This is a genomic window from Pontibacter amylolyticus (genome assembly GCF_014638845.1).
Taxonomy (GTDB): domain Bacteria; phylum Bacteroidota; class Bacteroidia; order Cytophagales; family Hymenobacteraceae; genus Pontibacter; species Pontibacter amylolyticus.
In genome coordinates, this window is sequence record NZ_BMFP01000002.1 from 582,784 (window position 1) to 598,702 (window position 15,919).

At 54.3% G+C, this 15,919-nt stretch carries 13 protein-coding genes; 1 reads left to right on the forward strand and 12 read right to left on the reverse strand.

Annotation, left to right across the window (positions count from 1 at the left end; genetic code table 11):
• Positions 1-174 precede the first annotated feature (174 nt).
• On the forward strand, positions 175-996 hold the full coding sequence (locus IEV97_RS07490; protein ID WP_188500874.1) for an alpha/beta fold hydrolase: 822 nt from the start codon (positions 175-177) through the stop codon (positions 994-996).
• Here IEV97_RS07490 and IEV97_RS07495 read toward each other — a convergent pair.
• The 12 genes from IEV97_RS07495 to IEV97_RS07550 all read right to left on the reverse strand — a co-directional run bounded on the left by IEV97_RS07495 (position 993) and on the right by IEV97_RS07550 (position 15,742).
• Positions 993-1,685 carry a hypothetical protein gene (locus IEV97_RS07495; RefSeq protein ID WP_188500875.1) on the reverse strand — a complete coding sequence of 231 codons (693 nt, stop codon included), beginning with the start codon at positions 1,683-1,685 and terminating at the stop codon, positions 993-995. The genes IEV97_RS07490 and IEV97_RS07495 overlap by 4 nt on opposite strands.
• Before the next feature lie 143 nt (positions 1,686-1,828).
• A complete protein-coding gene (locus tag IEV97_RS07500) occupies positions 1,829-3,634 on the reverse strand; it encodes a hypothetical protein (RefSeq protein ID WP_188500876.1) in 1,806 nt (601 codons plus the stop codon).
• Positions 3,635-3,665: 31 nt separating this feature from the next.
• Positions 3,666-4,325, reverse strand: coding sequence for a hypothetical protein (locus IEV97_RS07505; RefSeq protein ID WP_188500877.1), 660 nt, complete (start codon positions 4,323-4,325; stop codon positions 3,666-3,668).
• A gap of 44 nt (positions 4,326-4,369) precedes the next feature.
• The gene (locus IEV97_RS07510; protein ID WP_188500878.1) at positions 4,370-6,547 is read right to left on the reverse strand and encodes a DUF4175 family protein; all 2,178 of its coding nucleotides are present in this window, start codon (positions 6,545-6,547) and stop codon (positions 4,370-4,372) included.
• The gene (locus IEV97_RS07515) at positions 6,547-8,085 is read right to left on the reverse strand and encodes a BatA domain-containing protein (protein WP_188500879.1); all 1,539 of its coding nucleotides are present in this window, start codon (positions 8,083-8,085) and stop codon (positions 6,547-6,549) included. Before IEV97_RS07515 ends, IEV97_RS07510 begins: the two co-directional genes overlap by 1 nt.
• Positions 8,086-8,123: 38 nt before the next feature.
• Positions 8,124-8,873, reverse strand: coding sequence for a class I SAM-dependent methyltransferase (locus IEV97_RS07520; RefSeq protein ID WP_188500880.1), 750 nt, complete (start codon positions 8,871-8,873; stop codon positions 8,124-8,126).
• Positions 8,874-8,912: 39 nt separating this feature from the next.
• The gene (locus tag IEV97_RS07525) at positions 8,913-9,812 is read right to left on the reverse strand and encodes a DUF58 domain-containing protein (protein WP_188500881.1); all 900 of its coding nucleotides are present in this window, start codon (positions 9,810-9,812) and stop codon (positions 8,913-8,915) included.
• 12 nt (positions 9,813-9,824) lie between these two features.
• Positions 9,825-10,364 carry a hypothetical protein gene (locus tag IEV97_RS07530; RefSeq protein ID WP_188500882.1) on the reverse strand — a complete coding sequence of 180 codons (540 nt, stop codon included), beginning with the start codon at positions 10,362-10,364 and terminating at the stop codon, positions 9,825-9,827.
• A 72-nt stretch (positions 10,365-10,436) separates the two neighbouring features.
• On the reverse strand, positions 10,437-11,432 hold the full coding sequence (locus tag IEV97_RS07535) for an AAA family ATPase (RefSeq protein ID WP_188500883.1): 996 nt from the start codon (positions 11,430-11,432) through the stop codon (positions 10,437-10,439).
• 496 nt (positions 11,433-11,928) lie between these two features.
• A complete protein-coding gene (locus IEV97_RS07540) occupies positions 11,929-12,546 on the reverse strand; it encodes a DUF4159 domain-containing protein (protein ID WP_188500884.1) in 618 nt (205 codons plus the stop codon).
• 83 nt (positions 12,547-12,629) lie between these two features.
• Positions 12,630-13,946 (reverse strand): TldD/PmbA family protein, encoded by a 1,317-nt coding sequence (locus IEV97_RS07545; RefSeq protein ID WP_188500885.1) that lies wholly within the window; start codon positions 13,944-13,946, stop codon positions 12,630-12,632.
• A gap of 149 nt (positions 13,947-14,095) precedes the next feature.
• Positions 14,096-15,742 carry a TldD/PmbA family protein gene (locus tag IEV97_RS07550; RefSeq protein WP_188500886.1) on the reverse strand — a complete coding sequence of 549 codons (1,647 nt, stop codon included), beginning with the start codon at positions 15,740-15,742 and terminating at the stop codon, positions 14,096-14,098.
• Between the last annotated feature and the right edge of the window lie 177 nt (positions 15,743-15,919).

Genomic DNA, 15,919 nt, shown 5'->3' on the forward strand with positions numbered 1-15,919 from the left:
GGATACGCGCTGGGCACATTGCTTAGGTATAGCAGCCGATCTTTACAGGAAGTTTACCGCGAAAATCTATACCTACACCTGATGCAGGTATAGTTTGGCCGCATCTCACCCAGCACCCTTCAGAATTTTCCAGTAGATTTGGTTATCATCCCTTCACCTCAAACAGACAACCCCATGAGACATCGCCTACCCGACGGACTGGAAATGCATTATGAACTGCACGGAAACGCTGATGCTTCGCAAGCGATGGTTTTCCTGAACGGGCTCTCGCAGTCGACGGCTGCCTGGGCGGGACTGGTGCATGCGCTTGGCAAAAACTACCGGCTGGTGCTGGTGGATCTGGTGTTTCAGGGGCAGTCGGACGAGGCGCCGGAGCACCGAAGTTTCGAACAGCATGCCGCTGATGTGGCCGACCTGCTCCGGGCACTGCAGTTACCCAGCGAAACGATACTGGTGGGGATCTCCTATGGAGGGGCGGTGGCGCAGCGCTTTTTAGTCAATCACCCGGAGCTGGTGCAGCGGGGTGTGCTGCTCTCTACTTTCCCGTACAAAGACGCTTACTTCGATGCGATCGGGGCAAGCTGGAAACAGGCCCTGCTGGCAGGCGGCTACCCGCTCATGCTCGATGTGATGTTGCCTTTTGTGCTGGGACGCAGCTATTTTCTCAACCCGATCATCACGATAGAAAACCTCAAAAACAACAAGACCAGCCAAAGCCCTACCCCAGAGCGACTGCTGAAGCTGGTGCGTGCCACAGAAGAAAGCGGCAACTACCTCGAAGAACTCAAGAAAGTGCAGGTACCGGTGCTGGTGGTGCATGGCGAGGAAGACATGCTCTGCACCCCCGAGATGGGAAGAGCCATGTACCAGGCGCTACCGCACGGGGAATTGGAGATACTCCCGCACGTGGGCCATACCCTCAACCTCGAGTGCATCCCGGATCTGATCCAGCTGCTGGATACCTTCGCGGCGAAGGCAGTCTACAAAGAGCACTAAAAGTCGATGACGTGGGTATAAGAAGCGCCATAGGGCACCCTGATCGTGTCCTGCTTCTCCAATGCTTTCGACTGCTGCCGGTCTATGCCCCTGGTCACCACCACGACAGGTATGTCGGCGGGAATGTAGAGCGGATTTTCGGTGTAAGTCATGCTCACAGCGCCCGTTTCATTCAAAAACTGGTTGGCATTGCTCTCAACGCCACAGGTAAATCTGAAAATCGTGTTGAGCTCGTAAAGTGTGGCTTTTGCCGGGTCTTTGTACACGCACTTTATTTCAGTCCGGCGGGGTAGCGTGAAGTTGTAAACCAACGTGGTGTCCGCGCTGGGTAAGTGGCCGATTTGTGCGTAGCTCGAGGAACAGAAGTATGGGTCGTTCTCAGATATGGAGATGTCGTAGCTGATGCCGTAGTTCCGCTCGTTGAGCTCGTGATTAGCCTTGAATTTAAACTTGTAATAACCATTGGCGTCCGTTCTGGCAGTCAGTTCGTCTATGTCAGGAGAAGCTGGTTTGCTTCTGACAAGCTTGACCTGCATCTGAGGTGCGGGCCTGGTGCCGTCTGTGGTGATGTGCCCTTCAATAATCACATCTGGTTTGCCAGGTATAGGCAGGTTGCCCTCGCAGCTGCTCAGGAGGGTAAGAAAGAATAAGCCACAAAGACAGCCGGGAAGGCTTAGAAATTTTGACATATGGGGTATAAATTGAGGCAATTTGAGGAGAATTTGGTAAAAGTCAAACTACCCTGGCTTCAAAAACTCAAGGTATAAACCGTACTCTGAAGCAGGTTATGGGGCAGCCTATTTTAATCGGGTGTTCCCCGGAATTTCTAATGCTACAGCTTTTCTTCGAGCCACAAAAAGCTGCCACTCAGCACAAACAACACAAAGAACCAGATTACCGGTACCTCCTCTGTTGCATAGGCCGTTGTGCCAGCCGTTCCGGAACTGCGCTGCTGCTGTGAGGCGAACTGCGTGGTTGCCTCCCGTTTAGCTTGTACACTTTGATGGAGCCACGCAGCACTATCCTGCACCAGAAAATAAAACGGCTCCACTCCCGGCGACTCCACCACATGCCAGCCGGTGCGGTGCGGCCAGAAAGTGCCCTCGTATACCTCCGGTTGGTGCACCCCTTGCTGCAGGGCTATACCTGTGTGTGTCGAGTCGGTTGTGCTGCGGACGGTTGCCGCAGGTATGGCGGAAGCCTCGGTCAGCGTATAGTCGGTTTGTTTCAAGGTTAGCGGTTGTTGCACTTGGGGCATTTGTGGTTTGGCTACCTGCCAGAACTTCTCCCTTACTTCCCGCTTAGCCACCGACGAAAGCAGGTGTGCCCAATAGCTGGCGTAGGTGGTTTGCTTTCCTTCGAGCTGCCAGCTGAACGTTTGAGGCACCACCGAAAGCGCCACAGTGCCCCATCCTGATCTTCGACTGGCTGCCAACAGGTTGTTGCTCTGTTCTTCTATCAGCCCTGTCACGGCCTCGCTGCTCACCAGGGTATAAGGCGACACAGGTATAGCGGCGGGTTCACCATTTATCCAGTTTGCCCTTGCATTCCGGATATCCTGCTGCGACAGGCGCTTGCTTTGGAAATTAGTGAAGAAGGCAGTGGTTCGGTTTCCCAATTGCTCACCGGCAACAGTCAGCACGCCCAGCCCATCCACTGTAACGGCCTGTTGCAGAGCAGACCGTTCGGCGCTGCGGAGTTCCTGCAAAGCCTGCGGCTCAATGATCACCACATCAAACTGCTGCAATAGCCTGGGCGTAATGCGGCTCAGGTCGGTTTGCGGCATGTTGAGCCACTCACTTTGGTACATCCCTTTGCTAACCGTGCTGCGCAGGGCTACTTTATGCTGCAATTGTCCCAGATGGTTTTTTAGGAACTTGAACTCGAAAAGCGGGAAAGAGGATACCAGCAATACGGCGGGCTTGGAGGCTGGGTATACCTGCACAGGCACCTGGCCGAGCGTATCCATATTGTTACCTGACTTAGAGATCAAGTTACAGGTATAGCGGCCTTGCTGCTTTGGGGTATAGCGCAGCTGGAAGGGTTGCTGGCCGGCTTCTTTGAAAATAACAGAATCCTGTGCTTGTCCGGCGGCCTGCAGGTATAGGGTTGTTTCTTCTGCAGAATGCAAGTTATACTGCCCGGCTACCGCCACCGCCTCGCCCAGCACCACCACATCCGGCCACGTGATAGAAGTTATACCTGCTGGCATACCGGATAGGTGCGGTATCACAGTTGTGTTTTGCAGCGCCAGCAGTTCCTGCTCGGACAAGCCATGGCCCAGCACATGCACCATCTGCACCTCTGGTTGTTGTTGCCGGAAGGTATACAGGTCAGGTAGAGCGGCTGCTTTTGGAGCCTGGGTCTGGTAGGTATAGACCAGCGGGCTTGGTTCCAGCCTTTGCAACAGCGCACTAAGCGAGTCAGGTTCATACCCCTCGGTCAGCAGAATAGCGGTGCCCGGGTCGAGCGCCCTCTGATAGCTTGGCGGGAAAAGCAAGAGCACCAGACTGATTCCTGCCGCCGCACTGGCTAGTAGTCGCCACACCAGTCGCCTACGGTCAGGCCGTCGCCACGCCAGCCAGCCGAGCAGCAGCACGGCTATGATAGCGAGGAGGTATGGAAGATATGGGGTCATTTAATTGCTGATTGTTTATCGCGCAGCTGCTTTAGTTATAGATGCGTCGTATAGGCGTCTTTGAAATCTCTTTCTGAGTAACCCGTCCATCCGGCCCAATGGTGTAATGTGTAACCGTGGAGTCGCCCTCCACAACTTCTGCGTTAGTAACTGAATCGATCTCCACCATTTCTGTCTCCACCGTTGTTTCTTCGTAGGTGTCTTCGGATATAAACCTGCCATAAGAATGCAGTCCCCAGCCGCCGTCGCCACAGCCAGCAGCGGCTATAAAGCTATCAATGGCCTTTCCGTTTTTATCGTAAATCAGATAGTGCAGCAGGTCACAGTAACTTGATTCATCCTGTGTCAGGACGGTAAATTCTGTAAAATCCGGATTTCTGTTCTGCCAGGAGTGGAAGTAGTCACGGTCATAGTCCTTCCCTATAAAGACCCGCTTGCTATTTTGCCACACAAGCTTAAAGGTAGTGCTGTCAAGCTCCTTGTACTGTCCTAAGCGATTGTCCCAGTTAAAGCTGTCTATGGCAAAACTATCCAGATCTGTGTACTTGAAATACGACCTGTAGTTTGCTAGCGAAGTTTCCCTGATTTCTGGAGCAGTAACTGGAGCCGACTCTTCGGCGACTGTCTGTTTTTTATCGCTACAACCAGCAAGAAAGAGTAAAGCCCCAAGGGCTAGCAGGATGATTTTCATAACACTGTTATCTAATAAACGACCTATTCTAAACTCTTAAACTCTTACTTGCCCAACTCCTCCAGATACCCTCTCCCCAGCTTGCTCCGCGTCGTGCCCTGCTTCTGAGGCGCTGGTTTGGCGGGTGGCAACAGTTCGAACCATGCTCTTTCCACCGTTATCAGGCAGTTGCTACACAGCGCGCGATTAGCGTTAATATCAGCTATGAGCATGCGGAGGTCCTGCATGGCGCGAAGGTAGCGGCCTGGTTTGGCCAGTGCCTCCTGTGCCAGTTCCCGTCCGGCCCGTTCGAGCAGCGCCACGTCCTGCTGGCTATACCTGCCGCCCTGCTTTTGTTTTTCAAGCCACTTCAGAGCGTCGCGGGTATGAGGCAGTTTGGTTTCGGCTTCTATCGTGCGGCGCTCCGTGGGGGCTTTTATCTTGCTCAGGTCGCCCGTCAGGCGCTTTTCAGGTTCTTTGAGGGGCGGTGGGTCGAAGCCGGTTTTGGCGGCGTAGGCACGGGTGCTTTGCTGTACTTCTTTGAGCATGCGCAGTGCTTTGTACTCGTAAGGCAAGGCTTCTTTCGGGCGATGGGTGCGCAGCCGCAGCTCGGCTTCCCACATCTGGGCCAGCGCCCCTTTCAGTTTGGCTTTCACGGCGGGCTCGAAGAAAGTGGCAGCTTCTTCCTGATCGTGCTTGTGCAGGTAAGGATCGAGCAGGGCTTCTACGCTGGTCTGGTCTTCGAACTCGGGGTGGTCGTGGCCGTCTCCGGCAAAATGCTCTTCTTCGTGTCCTTCTTCGCCCTCCGGTATGCCGCCGCCCGGCCCTATACCTGACTCGAACTCCTCGCCCAGGAACTTGCCGTAGCGCAGGCGCAGCAGCTTCTGATCCACGCCCAGGTTGTTGCCACGCTCCTCGAACACGGCACGGCTCAGCGATTTTTGTTCTTTGATCAGCTTTTCGGTGTCGATGATGATCTGGCGCTGGCTGCGGAAATACTCGGGCACGGGGTTGACGCCCATGGTCAGGTCGTCCATACTCTCTACGATGGTGGTGTCCTCAATCTGCACAAAGTAGGTCTCGGAACGGGTATAGCCGCGGTGGTTGTCCCAGGCCTGCACATAAAAATAAAGCTCGTCGCCGTAAGTCATGCCCAGTTTCTGCAGGTCGATGGTTTTGTTCACGGGGAAGTTACGTCGTTGCCCGCTATAGCCAATGCTGATTTTCTCTTCCCTGAACTTCACGGCCTCGCCTGTGCCCTTGGCGACGGTGGCGATCATATTCGCGTCGCGCAGGCCGTAGTCGTCTGAGAGCTCAGCCTGGATAGTCACCCTTTGCGGGTCCCCAAACAAAATTTCAGTGTACTGCTCCGGCTTCGTGATCTGGATGGTTGGCGCTTCGTCCGGAATGATCTCCAGGGTATAGTAGGCCGATTTTTGTCCGTTGACAGCAATGTGATAAAGCGCCGGCTCTGTGAATGTGCTCGACAAGGTATAGCGACCGTTCTGAGATTGCAGCGGGAGAGGCTTTCCTTCGTTCAGCACCAGTGCTAACCTGCGGGCAGGTCGGTTGGTGCTGATGCGCCAGGTCACACGGGCACCCCGCTCCACCCGCAGGTTAGGCTGCCCGGCCTGATAGGCTTTGCGTCCGGTATAGGCAGGCGGCGTAATGGTGATGGCGATTTCCTGAATCATAACGGCGGTGTCGGCTACTGCTGCGGGCGTGTCGGGGAAGTCGAGTTGCAGGGGAGTGGTTGTACTGGCGTCGGCCACCGAGGCGGCCGGAAGCGCGGCTATACCTGCCGCTACGAGCACGGCTATACCTAAGGCTATGTAAGTAGGCTGCTTGTGCAAGTGAAAAACCAACTGCTTTTCAGGTATAGCGGTTTGTAGTTGGCTGGCCACCCGCTGCTGCTGCAGGCGCTCCAACAGGTTAAGTTCAGAAGTTTCGCGAAGCAGGAGCTGGGCACTGTCTTCGAGCTGCGGATAGCTGCGGTTGAGGTGACGGGCCACCTGCTCGAGCTTGATCTTCCGGAGCTGGCTCCAGGTCCAACCCAGGTATAGCAGAGCGCCCAGGATCGTCAAACCAGCCAAACCAGCCAGCAAAGGTACTTCCAGTCGCCACTTGTATAGAATGGTCGCCCCCACCAGCGCCACAGCCAGTGCCTGCAGGGCATACAACCACCCCTTCGCCCGGATGTAGTCCCGGCGGATACGCTGTAAGCTATGGAGGCTTTCCTGCATCAGGCGGTTCTTCGTTTACTGGTGATCAATCGCTCCGCTACAAATAACAGAAAAGCCAGCAACACCAGCCAGGGAATCAGGCTGTACTGCTCCTTCTCCGACTTGTCTTCTTTGTTGAGCGGCTGCACCACGGTTGATTTCAGTTGTGTTTCATCCAGCGCACGGGCGTCGTAATTGGAGGCAGCTTGTTGTGGCAGAAGCAAAGGCAGTAGGAGCTCCGGCAGTTGCGCGCTCTGCCCCAGTTGGCTCCATGCCGGGCCAAATCCGCTTCTGAAATGGTATACCTTGCCCAGGCCCAGCTGCTGCACAAAGAGCAAGGGCTCTCCGGCTGTTGTCTGCCACACGGTGCTTGCTTCGCCTGGCGTTATGCCTGCTTTGCTGTTGGCTATACCTGTTGCTGCGAGCTGGTGTATCCTGATCTTCTCTATACCTGAACTTGCCAGTTGCGCGGTGATAGGTTCGGGCTCTGAAGTCGGCTGTACCCATAGTCTGGAGCCTTTTTCCTGCGCTTGATTCAGCCAGTTGGCCGGTACTTCATCGCTGCTCAGCCAGAATAACCAGGTGGCGGAAGTATCCGGTTTGGCGGTTGGAGCGATTCGCTGTATTTCGATAGGCATACCGGTATAGCGGCTGATCGCCTGCACGGCCGCCTGCAGGTAACGGACCTCTGCTTGTCGCGCCTTGTCGTGGGCTATACCTATGCGGAGTGGTTCTTTTTGGATTGCTATGCGTTGTGAAAAACTGTTGCCCCACTGTGCTGTGAGAGAATCACTTTGTAAACTCAGCCTAACCAAACTGCCGTTGATGGTCGCCTCGCGGGCATCGGCCGCCACCCGGTTCGCATTAAATAAAGTGCCTTCGTGGCTGCTTTGGCCCGTGATAAGCAAGAGACTGTCAGGACTCAGGGTATAGGCAGTCTGTATCCAATGGGTGGTGTTTTCCAAGGCCACCGGTACCCAGCGGATGTTCTCCTGAAGTGGTGTTGGGGTTCCGGTAAAGTGACGTTGCTGATCCGAAGTGAAAAGCCACACGCTGTCCTGTGCCTGATCATAGCGTTGAGCCAAAGCGGGCAGTAAGCCCCAATGGTTGCCGCTGATCACCACAGAGTCTGTCGGGTTGCCACTAAGTGCTTGCCACGCTTCTGCAGGTATAGTCTCAAAAGCCGGGGTATAGCGGTGCAAGGTATAGCCGCGCTGAATCAGGGCGTCTACCGTCGGTTTAATGTCGCGGAGGGCGGCGCTATGCAGCAGTTCTTGGCTGATGAAGACGGCTTTTTGTGCCTGTTGAGCGTTCGGAGCTCCTTCCCAAACAGGCTTCGCCAGAGCGGCTGCCAATAGAATCAAAATTAAGCAACGCAGCACCAAAAGCCAGACGTCGCTTAACCGGATACTGCTCCAGCGTTTGCTCGCCGATGGCTCCAGCCAGCGCAGGCTTCCCACCTTCACAGTCTTCCCCTGCCGCCTGTTCCACAGGTGAATCGCGATCGGGATTAGTATCGCCGACGCCGCAAAAAGCCAATAGGGGGAGAGGAAAGTCAAGGAAGTTAATAAAGTTAGAAAGGTGGGAAGTTAGAAAGTTAAAAAGTTTGGGAATTGGGTAGTTTGCCAATTCGGGTTAAAATATTGAAGTTGACAGTGGCTGTCTCTCTGTCAAAAGCCTCCCGAAGTTGCTTTTCGACCAGCTGCACCGGGTTGTGGCCCTGTTGTTTCTCGTAGTGCTTCACGGCCGACCAGGTGTTCAGGTAACCGATCAGGTCGTCGGGCGTCCAGGTATAGCTGCTGCTAAATGGCGGTACCTCCACTTCCTGAAACGGAAACGGGATGGTGCGATAGCCTTCGTCGAGGTAGTTGCGCTCCGGGTCCCAGTAGCCGTCGAGTACTTCGCTGTATAAATGCCCTATGACCTGATCCAGTGCAGGATGCGTTTTAAGCAAACCATACCCGATGATGGCGATGATGCCGTTTGGCTTAAGCACCCGCCTCACTTCCTGATAAAAGCGCTCAAAATCAAACCAATGCACGGCCTGCGCCACCACGATCAGATCTACAGACTGATCGGTCAGCGAGGAGTTTTCTGCCTGTTCTACTTTGTAGCTGATGTTGGGTAGCTGCACGGCGTTCTTCAGCTGATTCTCACTGATGTCGGTGGCCACCACCTGGTTGAAGAGCGGCGCGAGCATACTGGCTACTTGCCCATTGCCCGTGGCACAGTCCCAGGCCAGCTGCCGGGCCGGCGCTATACCTGCCAGATGTGCCATGAGCTCCTGCGGGTAGGCGGGCCTATACCTGGCGTAGTCTGCCGCATGTCCGGAAAAGTTATCTTTCATCGTTTTTAACATTCACTCAATCACTCATTCACCGAATCACTAACTCATAATCAGTCTGTTCTTCAAAAAAGCCCGCAACGCCTTGTCCAGCGGCTCATCGGTCACGAAGCGGTCGTAGGCGATCTGGCGGTTGCGCATGGCTTTTTCGGTTTGCCGGAGCCAGTGCTGCAGCTTGGCCAGGTAAGTCTTGCGCTGCTCGGCGGTGCCTACCTGCATGGTCTGGCCCGTTTCCAGATCCTCGAAAGTCAGGGTGCCTTCATATTTAAAATCTAGTTCGTTGCGGCTCATCAAATGGCACAAAAGCAATTCGTGCCGCTGCGCGCCCAGTTTGTAAAGCAAATCCGTTATTTCATGTTCGTGCTCATACAGGTCGGTCACAAATACAGTCAATTCCTTCTGGCGACGACCCGAGAATAGGTTGGCAGCTGTGTGGGCGTCAGGGAAGCGGCCGCTGGGCTTGATCTCGGCGAGCTGGTGCCAGAAGCGCTGTAAGTGCATGTTGTCGGAGCGGGGCGTCAGGTTGATCAGCTGCTGCTCGTGCAACACGTACAAACCCACCGCATCGCCCTGCGTGGTGGCCAGGTAAGCGAGTGAGGCCACCAGGAAACGGGCATAGTCCATTTTGGTCAGGCCGTTCTCGTCCTCGTGCGCCATCGACGCGCTGCCGTCCACAATAAAGCGCACGGTGATATTAGTGTCTACTTCGGCTTCCCGGATGTAGTAGCGGTCGGAGCGGGCAAACATTTTCCAGTCGAGTTGGCGCAGGTCGTCGCCGGGCTGGTAACTGCGGTACTGGCTGAACTCCAGTCCGGCCCCTCGCCTGATGCTCTGGTTCTGCCCGCTCAGAAAGCCCTCTACTACCGTTTTGGCCAGCAGCGGTAGGTCTTTGATGGTAGCCAGCACCTTCGGATCGATGAACTTATGCCCTGTTTGTGACATACAACACTAATGTTAAACCAGACTCTGGCGTAGTTTCAGATCAGCCAGTTCCGCCTCTATCGTGGCTTCGTCCAGAATGATGTCTACACCACCGATCAACTCTTCGCGCACCCGCAGCAGAAACTTCTGCGTGTCGGTGTACAGCACAATGGCTGCATCGTAGTGAATGGCCTCGTCAGCTTCCTGATTCCAGGCCTGGTATACCTCAATCAGCAGCACAGGGGTTGATAACACGCGTATCTCAGAGTGCTGACCCGACTGCAGGAGCTTCTCGCAGCGGAGCGGCATCCAGCTCTCCTCTATTTCGAACTCGTAAAATGTGGTGGATGAGCGGGAGGTGAGCTTGTAGTCGGCACTGATGTTGATAAAGCGGTGATCCTGCTTGTTTTTGGTCAGGCCAATGGCAAACTCGGGTGCCCAGTAGGTAACTTTGCCGCCGGTGGCCTGTATTTTTATGTTGTCAGTGAAAAAATAACAGATTCTCTCCCCTACAATCCTTTTCAGGAGTTGTGTGCCTGCGTCCGTCAGTTTTACGTTTTCTATCTCTTCCATTTGTTTTCAGTTTGCCCTGTGGAGCTGCTTTGTTAGGCGCTTGTGCTACGTTCCCGGCCGCCGCTATACCTACTATACCAGTACCGCTTTGGGCAGTTTAATGTGCTGCTGCAACTCTTCCACCACTTTATCAGGGGTGATGCGCTCGGCCTCGGCTGTAAAGTTAACGAGTATGCGGTGGCGTAGCACCGGGAACGCCATCGTCTGCACGTCGGCGGCCGTTACGGCAAAGCGTCCCTGCAGCAAGGCCCTTGCTTTGGATGTTAGAATGAGCGCCTGCCCGGCTCTTGGACCCGCCCCCCAGCGCACATAGCTTTTGATGTGTTCGCTCGAAGTCGTGTCAGGACGTGTGGCACGCACCAGTTGGTTCACGTAAGTCAGCAGATCGTCGCTGATGCTCACCTCACGAACCAGTTGCCGCAGCTGCAGTATTTCTTCGCCCGAAATGGCTGGATATACCTGAACCTGTCGGGTGCCAGTGGTGCTGGTAAGGATGTTCAGCTCCTCCAGCTCGGTCGGGTATTTTATTTTGATGTAGAGCAGGAAGCGGTCCAACTGCGCTTCAGGCAGTGGGTAGGTGCCGGCCTGTTCAATTGGGTTTTGGGTGGCGAGCAGGAAAAAGGGCTTCGGCAAGGTATAGGTCGTGCCCGCGTAGGTCACCTCATACTCCTGCATGGCTTCCAGCAAAGCCGCTTGGGTCTTGGGTGGCGTCCGGTTGATCTCGTCGGCCAGCACGATGTTGGCGAAGATGGGTCCTTCGTTGAACTTGAAGAAGCGCTTGCCTGTGGCGTGGTCCTCTTCCAACACCTCCGTTCCGAGAATGTCGGTTGGCATCAGGTCCGGGGTGAACTGGATGCGGCGGAAGCTGAGGTCCATGGCGTTGGACAAGGTGCGTACCAGCAAGGTTTTCGCCAGGCCCGGTACGCCCTCGAGCAAGCCGTGTCCGCCCGCCAAAAGCGTAATCAGCACCTCGTCGAGCACTTCCTCCTGCCCTATAATTACTTTCTGTATCTCCTGCTTGAGCTGCGGCAGCTTGCCGAGGAGTTGGTGTATGTCTTGTTCAGTCACTGTTTAATGGGTTAATGACTTGGTGTTGCTTAACTGCTGTTGTAATGGCTTAGCTACAGCTTAATTTGTAGCAACTTAATTTGTTCTATAGCTTGCCCTGGCCGGGCAGGCCTAACTTTTTTCCTTGATGAAAAAAGTAAGCAAAAAAATCAAGACAATACAAACTCGCTGACCGCTCAAACAGTGTATTGTCATTTTGTGCACCTGGCACAGTTCTCTACATTGTAGTGAGCGTGCAAGTTAGTCTTCCTATACCTGCCAGGGGTATGTACTGCAGCTACAACGCTTCTACCATTAAAATGGCAGCTGCTGAAAATCCCCTCTTGAGAGGGGCAGGGGTGTGTTATAGCAACTGCCTGTCCCCCCTTCTACCAAGATCCTTTCAGGATGACAGATGGGAAAGCAGTAGCCAAGCAGTCACCCTTGGGGCATGGAAGACAATCTTCCATGAAAATCCTGTTAGTCTTTAAATCCTGAGAATCCTGATTCAGACAACTTAACTCGTCAGCGCATACATAATAATGTTCACCCCAAACTTCGTATTGTCTTCCGCCAGCCACCGCTTGTTTCGGAAATCGTAGTCCCATTCGCAGCCGTAGTCTTTGTTGCTATAAAGTACTCCGATTTTCCCGTTGATCTCAATCGCCTTCAGGTAGTCGTGCACCAGGTCGTCGCCCCATCCGTTTAACTCAAACGATGTCGTAGGTGGACCATCTTCAAAGGTGAAGAAGCTGCGGTATACCTTGTGGTTGTTCGGGATCTTCTTCAAAGCGCCTTGCCCGAAAATCTGCTTCATCTGCTCCTCAAACGAGCGGGCAAACAGTCCGTCGATGTCGTGGTTGCAATCATCGACAAACACAAAGCCACCGTTGCGCACATAGGTCTCAAAGTTCTGCCGCTCCTTTTGATTGAACTGCACCAACCGGTGGCCGCTTAGGTAGCTGAAGGGGTAGTTGAAAAGCTCGGCACTCTCCAACGGAATTACTTTTTCCTGCTCGTTCACCTTCACCGTCGTGTACTCGATCAGCGAATGCAACAGGTTGCTCGGCATACGCGGGTCGGTATCCCAGTTGCCGGAGCGGTATTGCAGTCGGACGAAGGTGAAAGGTTGCATTTGGGGAGTAGAAGTTAAATTTGCTGTTAAAAGGAATGCCGTACACAAAGCTGCATACGGCATTCAAGGTATAAGTTAGCTGACTACACCGCGTCAGACAAGCTGGTGAAGGTGAAGTCGCGGATCTTCATTGGCGGTACCAGGTTACCGTTAATGCGTTGCGGACGACCCAGGGCCTCCAGGTTGTTGAGCATGATGATGGGGCTTTCGTTGAAACGGAAGTTCTTCACCGGGTACTGGATCTTGCCGTTCTCGATGTAGAAGGTGCCGTCGCGGGTAAGGCCGGTATAGAGCAGCGTCTGCGGGTCTACGGAGCGGATGTACCACAGGCGCGTCACCAGGATGCCGCGTTTGGTGTTCTTGATCATTTCCTCCAAGGTCTGATTGCCGCCTTCCATCACCACGCCGCCTGGGTTAGGAACCGATTTGGCACCTGTTTTCTCAGCCCAGAAGCGGGAGTTGTACAGGTTCTTGATCACGCCTTTCTCAATCCAGGTGGTCTTCTCGCGCGGACGGCCATCGCCGGCGAACGGAGCGGACGGGATCTCAGGGTGCATTGGGTCAGAGTATACCGTGATGCGCTCGTCTACCAGTTTCTCGCCTACCTTGGTCTTTCCGCCCGGCTTGCTCAGGAAGCTGCGGCCTTCTTCGGCGTTACGCTGATCCATGTTGCCGAACATATTGCGCAGCAAGTCGATGGAAGCAGCTGGTTCCAGGATGACGGTATACTTGCCTGGCTCCAACGCTTTAGCATTGCGGGAGTTCACCGCTTTGCTGGCTGCGATCTGGGAAGCAGCGCCTGTGTCGAGTTTGCTCACGTCGCTGAAATCCTGCGTCACGTAGCCGGAGCCGGTACCGTCCTCGGTACGCATGGTCACCGAGAAATCGACTACCGTGGACGGATGGTAGGCAAACAGCCCTTTGGAGTTTAATCGTGCCATAAAACTGGTCGAGTGCTCCAGGAAGCCGGCGGCAGTCAGGCCTTTATCGGCGGCCGCTTTTATGCTTTTGGCAGCTGCATCGGCTCGGTAGGCGGCGTCTATTTTGGCAGTGCTGTCGAAGTGCGCTTTAGTCGTGACGTACTTCTGTGGTCCCAGCATGGGCACGTACTCCGGGCTCTCCGGCGCAATGCGCGCAATCTCCTCGGCACGACGGATTACTTTCTCCAGAGAGGCATCGTCAAATTCGTTGATGGTGGCCACCCCGGATTTTTTCCCGAAGCGCGACTCTACCGACAGGGCCACGTTCTCTTCGGCACCGCTGGTAGATACTTCGTTTCGGGCGTAGCGGATGTTGCCGCCAATATTGCCGCTCAGTGTGACCTCACACTCATCGGCTTTTGAGTAAGCCAGGGCCTTTTTCAGCAAAGCCTCCGCTTGTTCTCTTGTATATATTGCCATTTTTCTTTAGTTAAGAGTTATGGGTTCAGAGTTAAAAGTTGATAAGCGGTAACAGGTATTTTCAGCTATACCTGTCAGCAGGGCTTATGGCTGAGTAAGAGTCCGTGGATGTGAACTCATAACTCAATAACTTTTAACGCTTAACTAATTTAGATTTTACGAGCCGTATTGATCACGTTCACGCCATTGAAGCGGGTGTGGGCAGAGCCATGCGATACGGCGCTTACCTGGCTTGGCTGGCCCTTGCCATCGAAGAACGAACCGAACAGGCGGTAGTCGCTTTCGTCGCAGGAGCCTGCGCAGGAGTTCCAGAATTCTTGCGTGTTGCTCTGGTAGGCCACGTCTTCCAGCATACCCACAATCTTGCCTTTGCTGATCTCGTAGAACACCGTGCCGCCAAACTGGAAGTTGTAGCGCTGCTGGTCTATGGAATAAGAGCCACGACCCGCAATGTAGATGCCTTTGTCGACGCCTGAAATAAGCTGGTCCACGTTCATCTTCTGCTTGCCTGGCGACAGCGACACGTTCGGCATACGCTGGAACTGCACCGAGCTCCAGTTGTCGGCATAGCAGCAGCCATGTGACTCCGGCTCGTTGATGATGTGCGCCTGGTCACGGATGGCCTGGTAATTCACCAGAATACCGTCTTTGATGAGGTCCCACTGTTTGGTTTTCACGCCTTCGTCGTCCCAGCCTACCAGGCCAAGCGAGCCCTTTTGGGTCTTGTCTGCGAAGATGTGCACCTTGTCGGAGCCGTACTTGAATTTCTTGGATTTCCACTTGTCGAGGGTAGCGAAGGAGGTACCGGCGTAGTTGGCCTCGTAGCCCAGCACGCGGTCGAGCTCCAGCGGGTGACCCACCGACTCGTGGATGGTCAGGCCGAGGTGGTTCGGGTCCAGGATAAGGTCATACTTGCCAGCGGCCACTGACTTGGCTGTCAGTTTTTCCTTGGCCTGTTTGGCGGCCAGGGCGGCGTCCTCGAGCATGTCGTAAGCGTAGCGGTAGCCCATCAGGCCAGTGCCTTCCGGTCCTTTAATCTTCTCACTGGCTTTTGGTACCATGTATTCCCAGCCCATTCCCATTGGTGCGCTCAGGGCCTCACGGGTTCTGAACTTACCACTGGCTTTGTCCACGGCAGTTACCGTGAAGTTTGGCCAGATGCGGTGGATGTCCTGGTCGATATAAGAACCATCGGTGGAGGCAAAATACTTCTGCTCGTTTACCTGGAAGAGCGCTGAGTTCACGAAGCTGGCTCCGTTCTCCATCGCCTTGGCGTTGGCGGCCAACAGCAGGTCGGCTTTCTCGTTGATCGGCACCTCAAAGGAGTTTTTCTCGATCGGCGTTTTCCAACTCACTTCGCCGTAGCTCTTCACAGGCGCCAGTCTTACCGGCTCTTTCTGCAGTTTGGCGTTAGCTTTAGCAATAGCCACCGCCTCGTTTGCAGCCTTTGCTATACCTTTGTCGCTCACGTCGGACGTGGCGGCAAAGCCCCAGGTGCCGTTGGCCAGCACCCGCACGCCCACGCCATAAGACTCGGCGTTCACGATGTTCTGCACCTGCTTCTCACGCGTGAAAACATACTGCTGCAGGTAGCGGCCTATGCGCACATCGGCATAGGAGGCGCCGCTTGACTTGGCTGTATTCAAAGCTACATCTGCCAATCGCTTTTTCAGGGCAGGGTCCACCTGTTCCAGCGCTCTCTCGGGTGAGATGATATCGCCGAAAACAGGTATGGAAGGCAGCATGAGCCCACCAAACCCGAGCGCCGATAGCTCGATAAAATGACGTCTTTTCAAGTTCTTTTAAGTTAAGGTTTAGAGAAGTTTAGTTTTAGGTAACTAAGTTTAGGCATTTGCATGCTTAAATCAAAGTGCAGCTACCAGTTAAAAGCTATATAGGGCATTTTAATCGATAAACCGGGGGTTCTGCTCTATCAGACAAGTCTCACTCAAGCAAAATTTTGTGATGCCCAA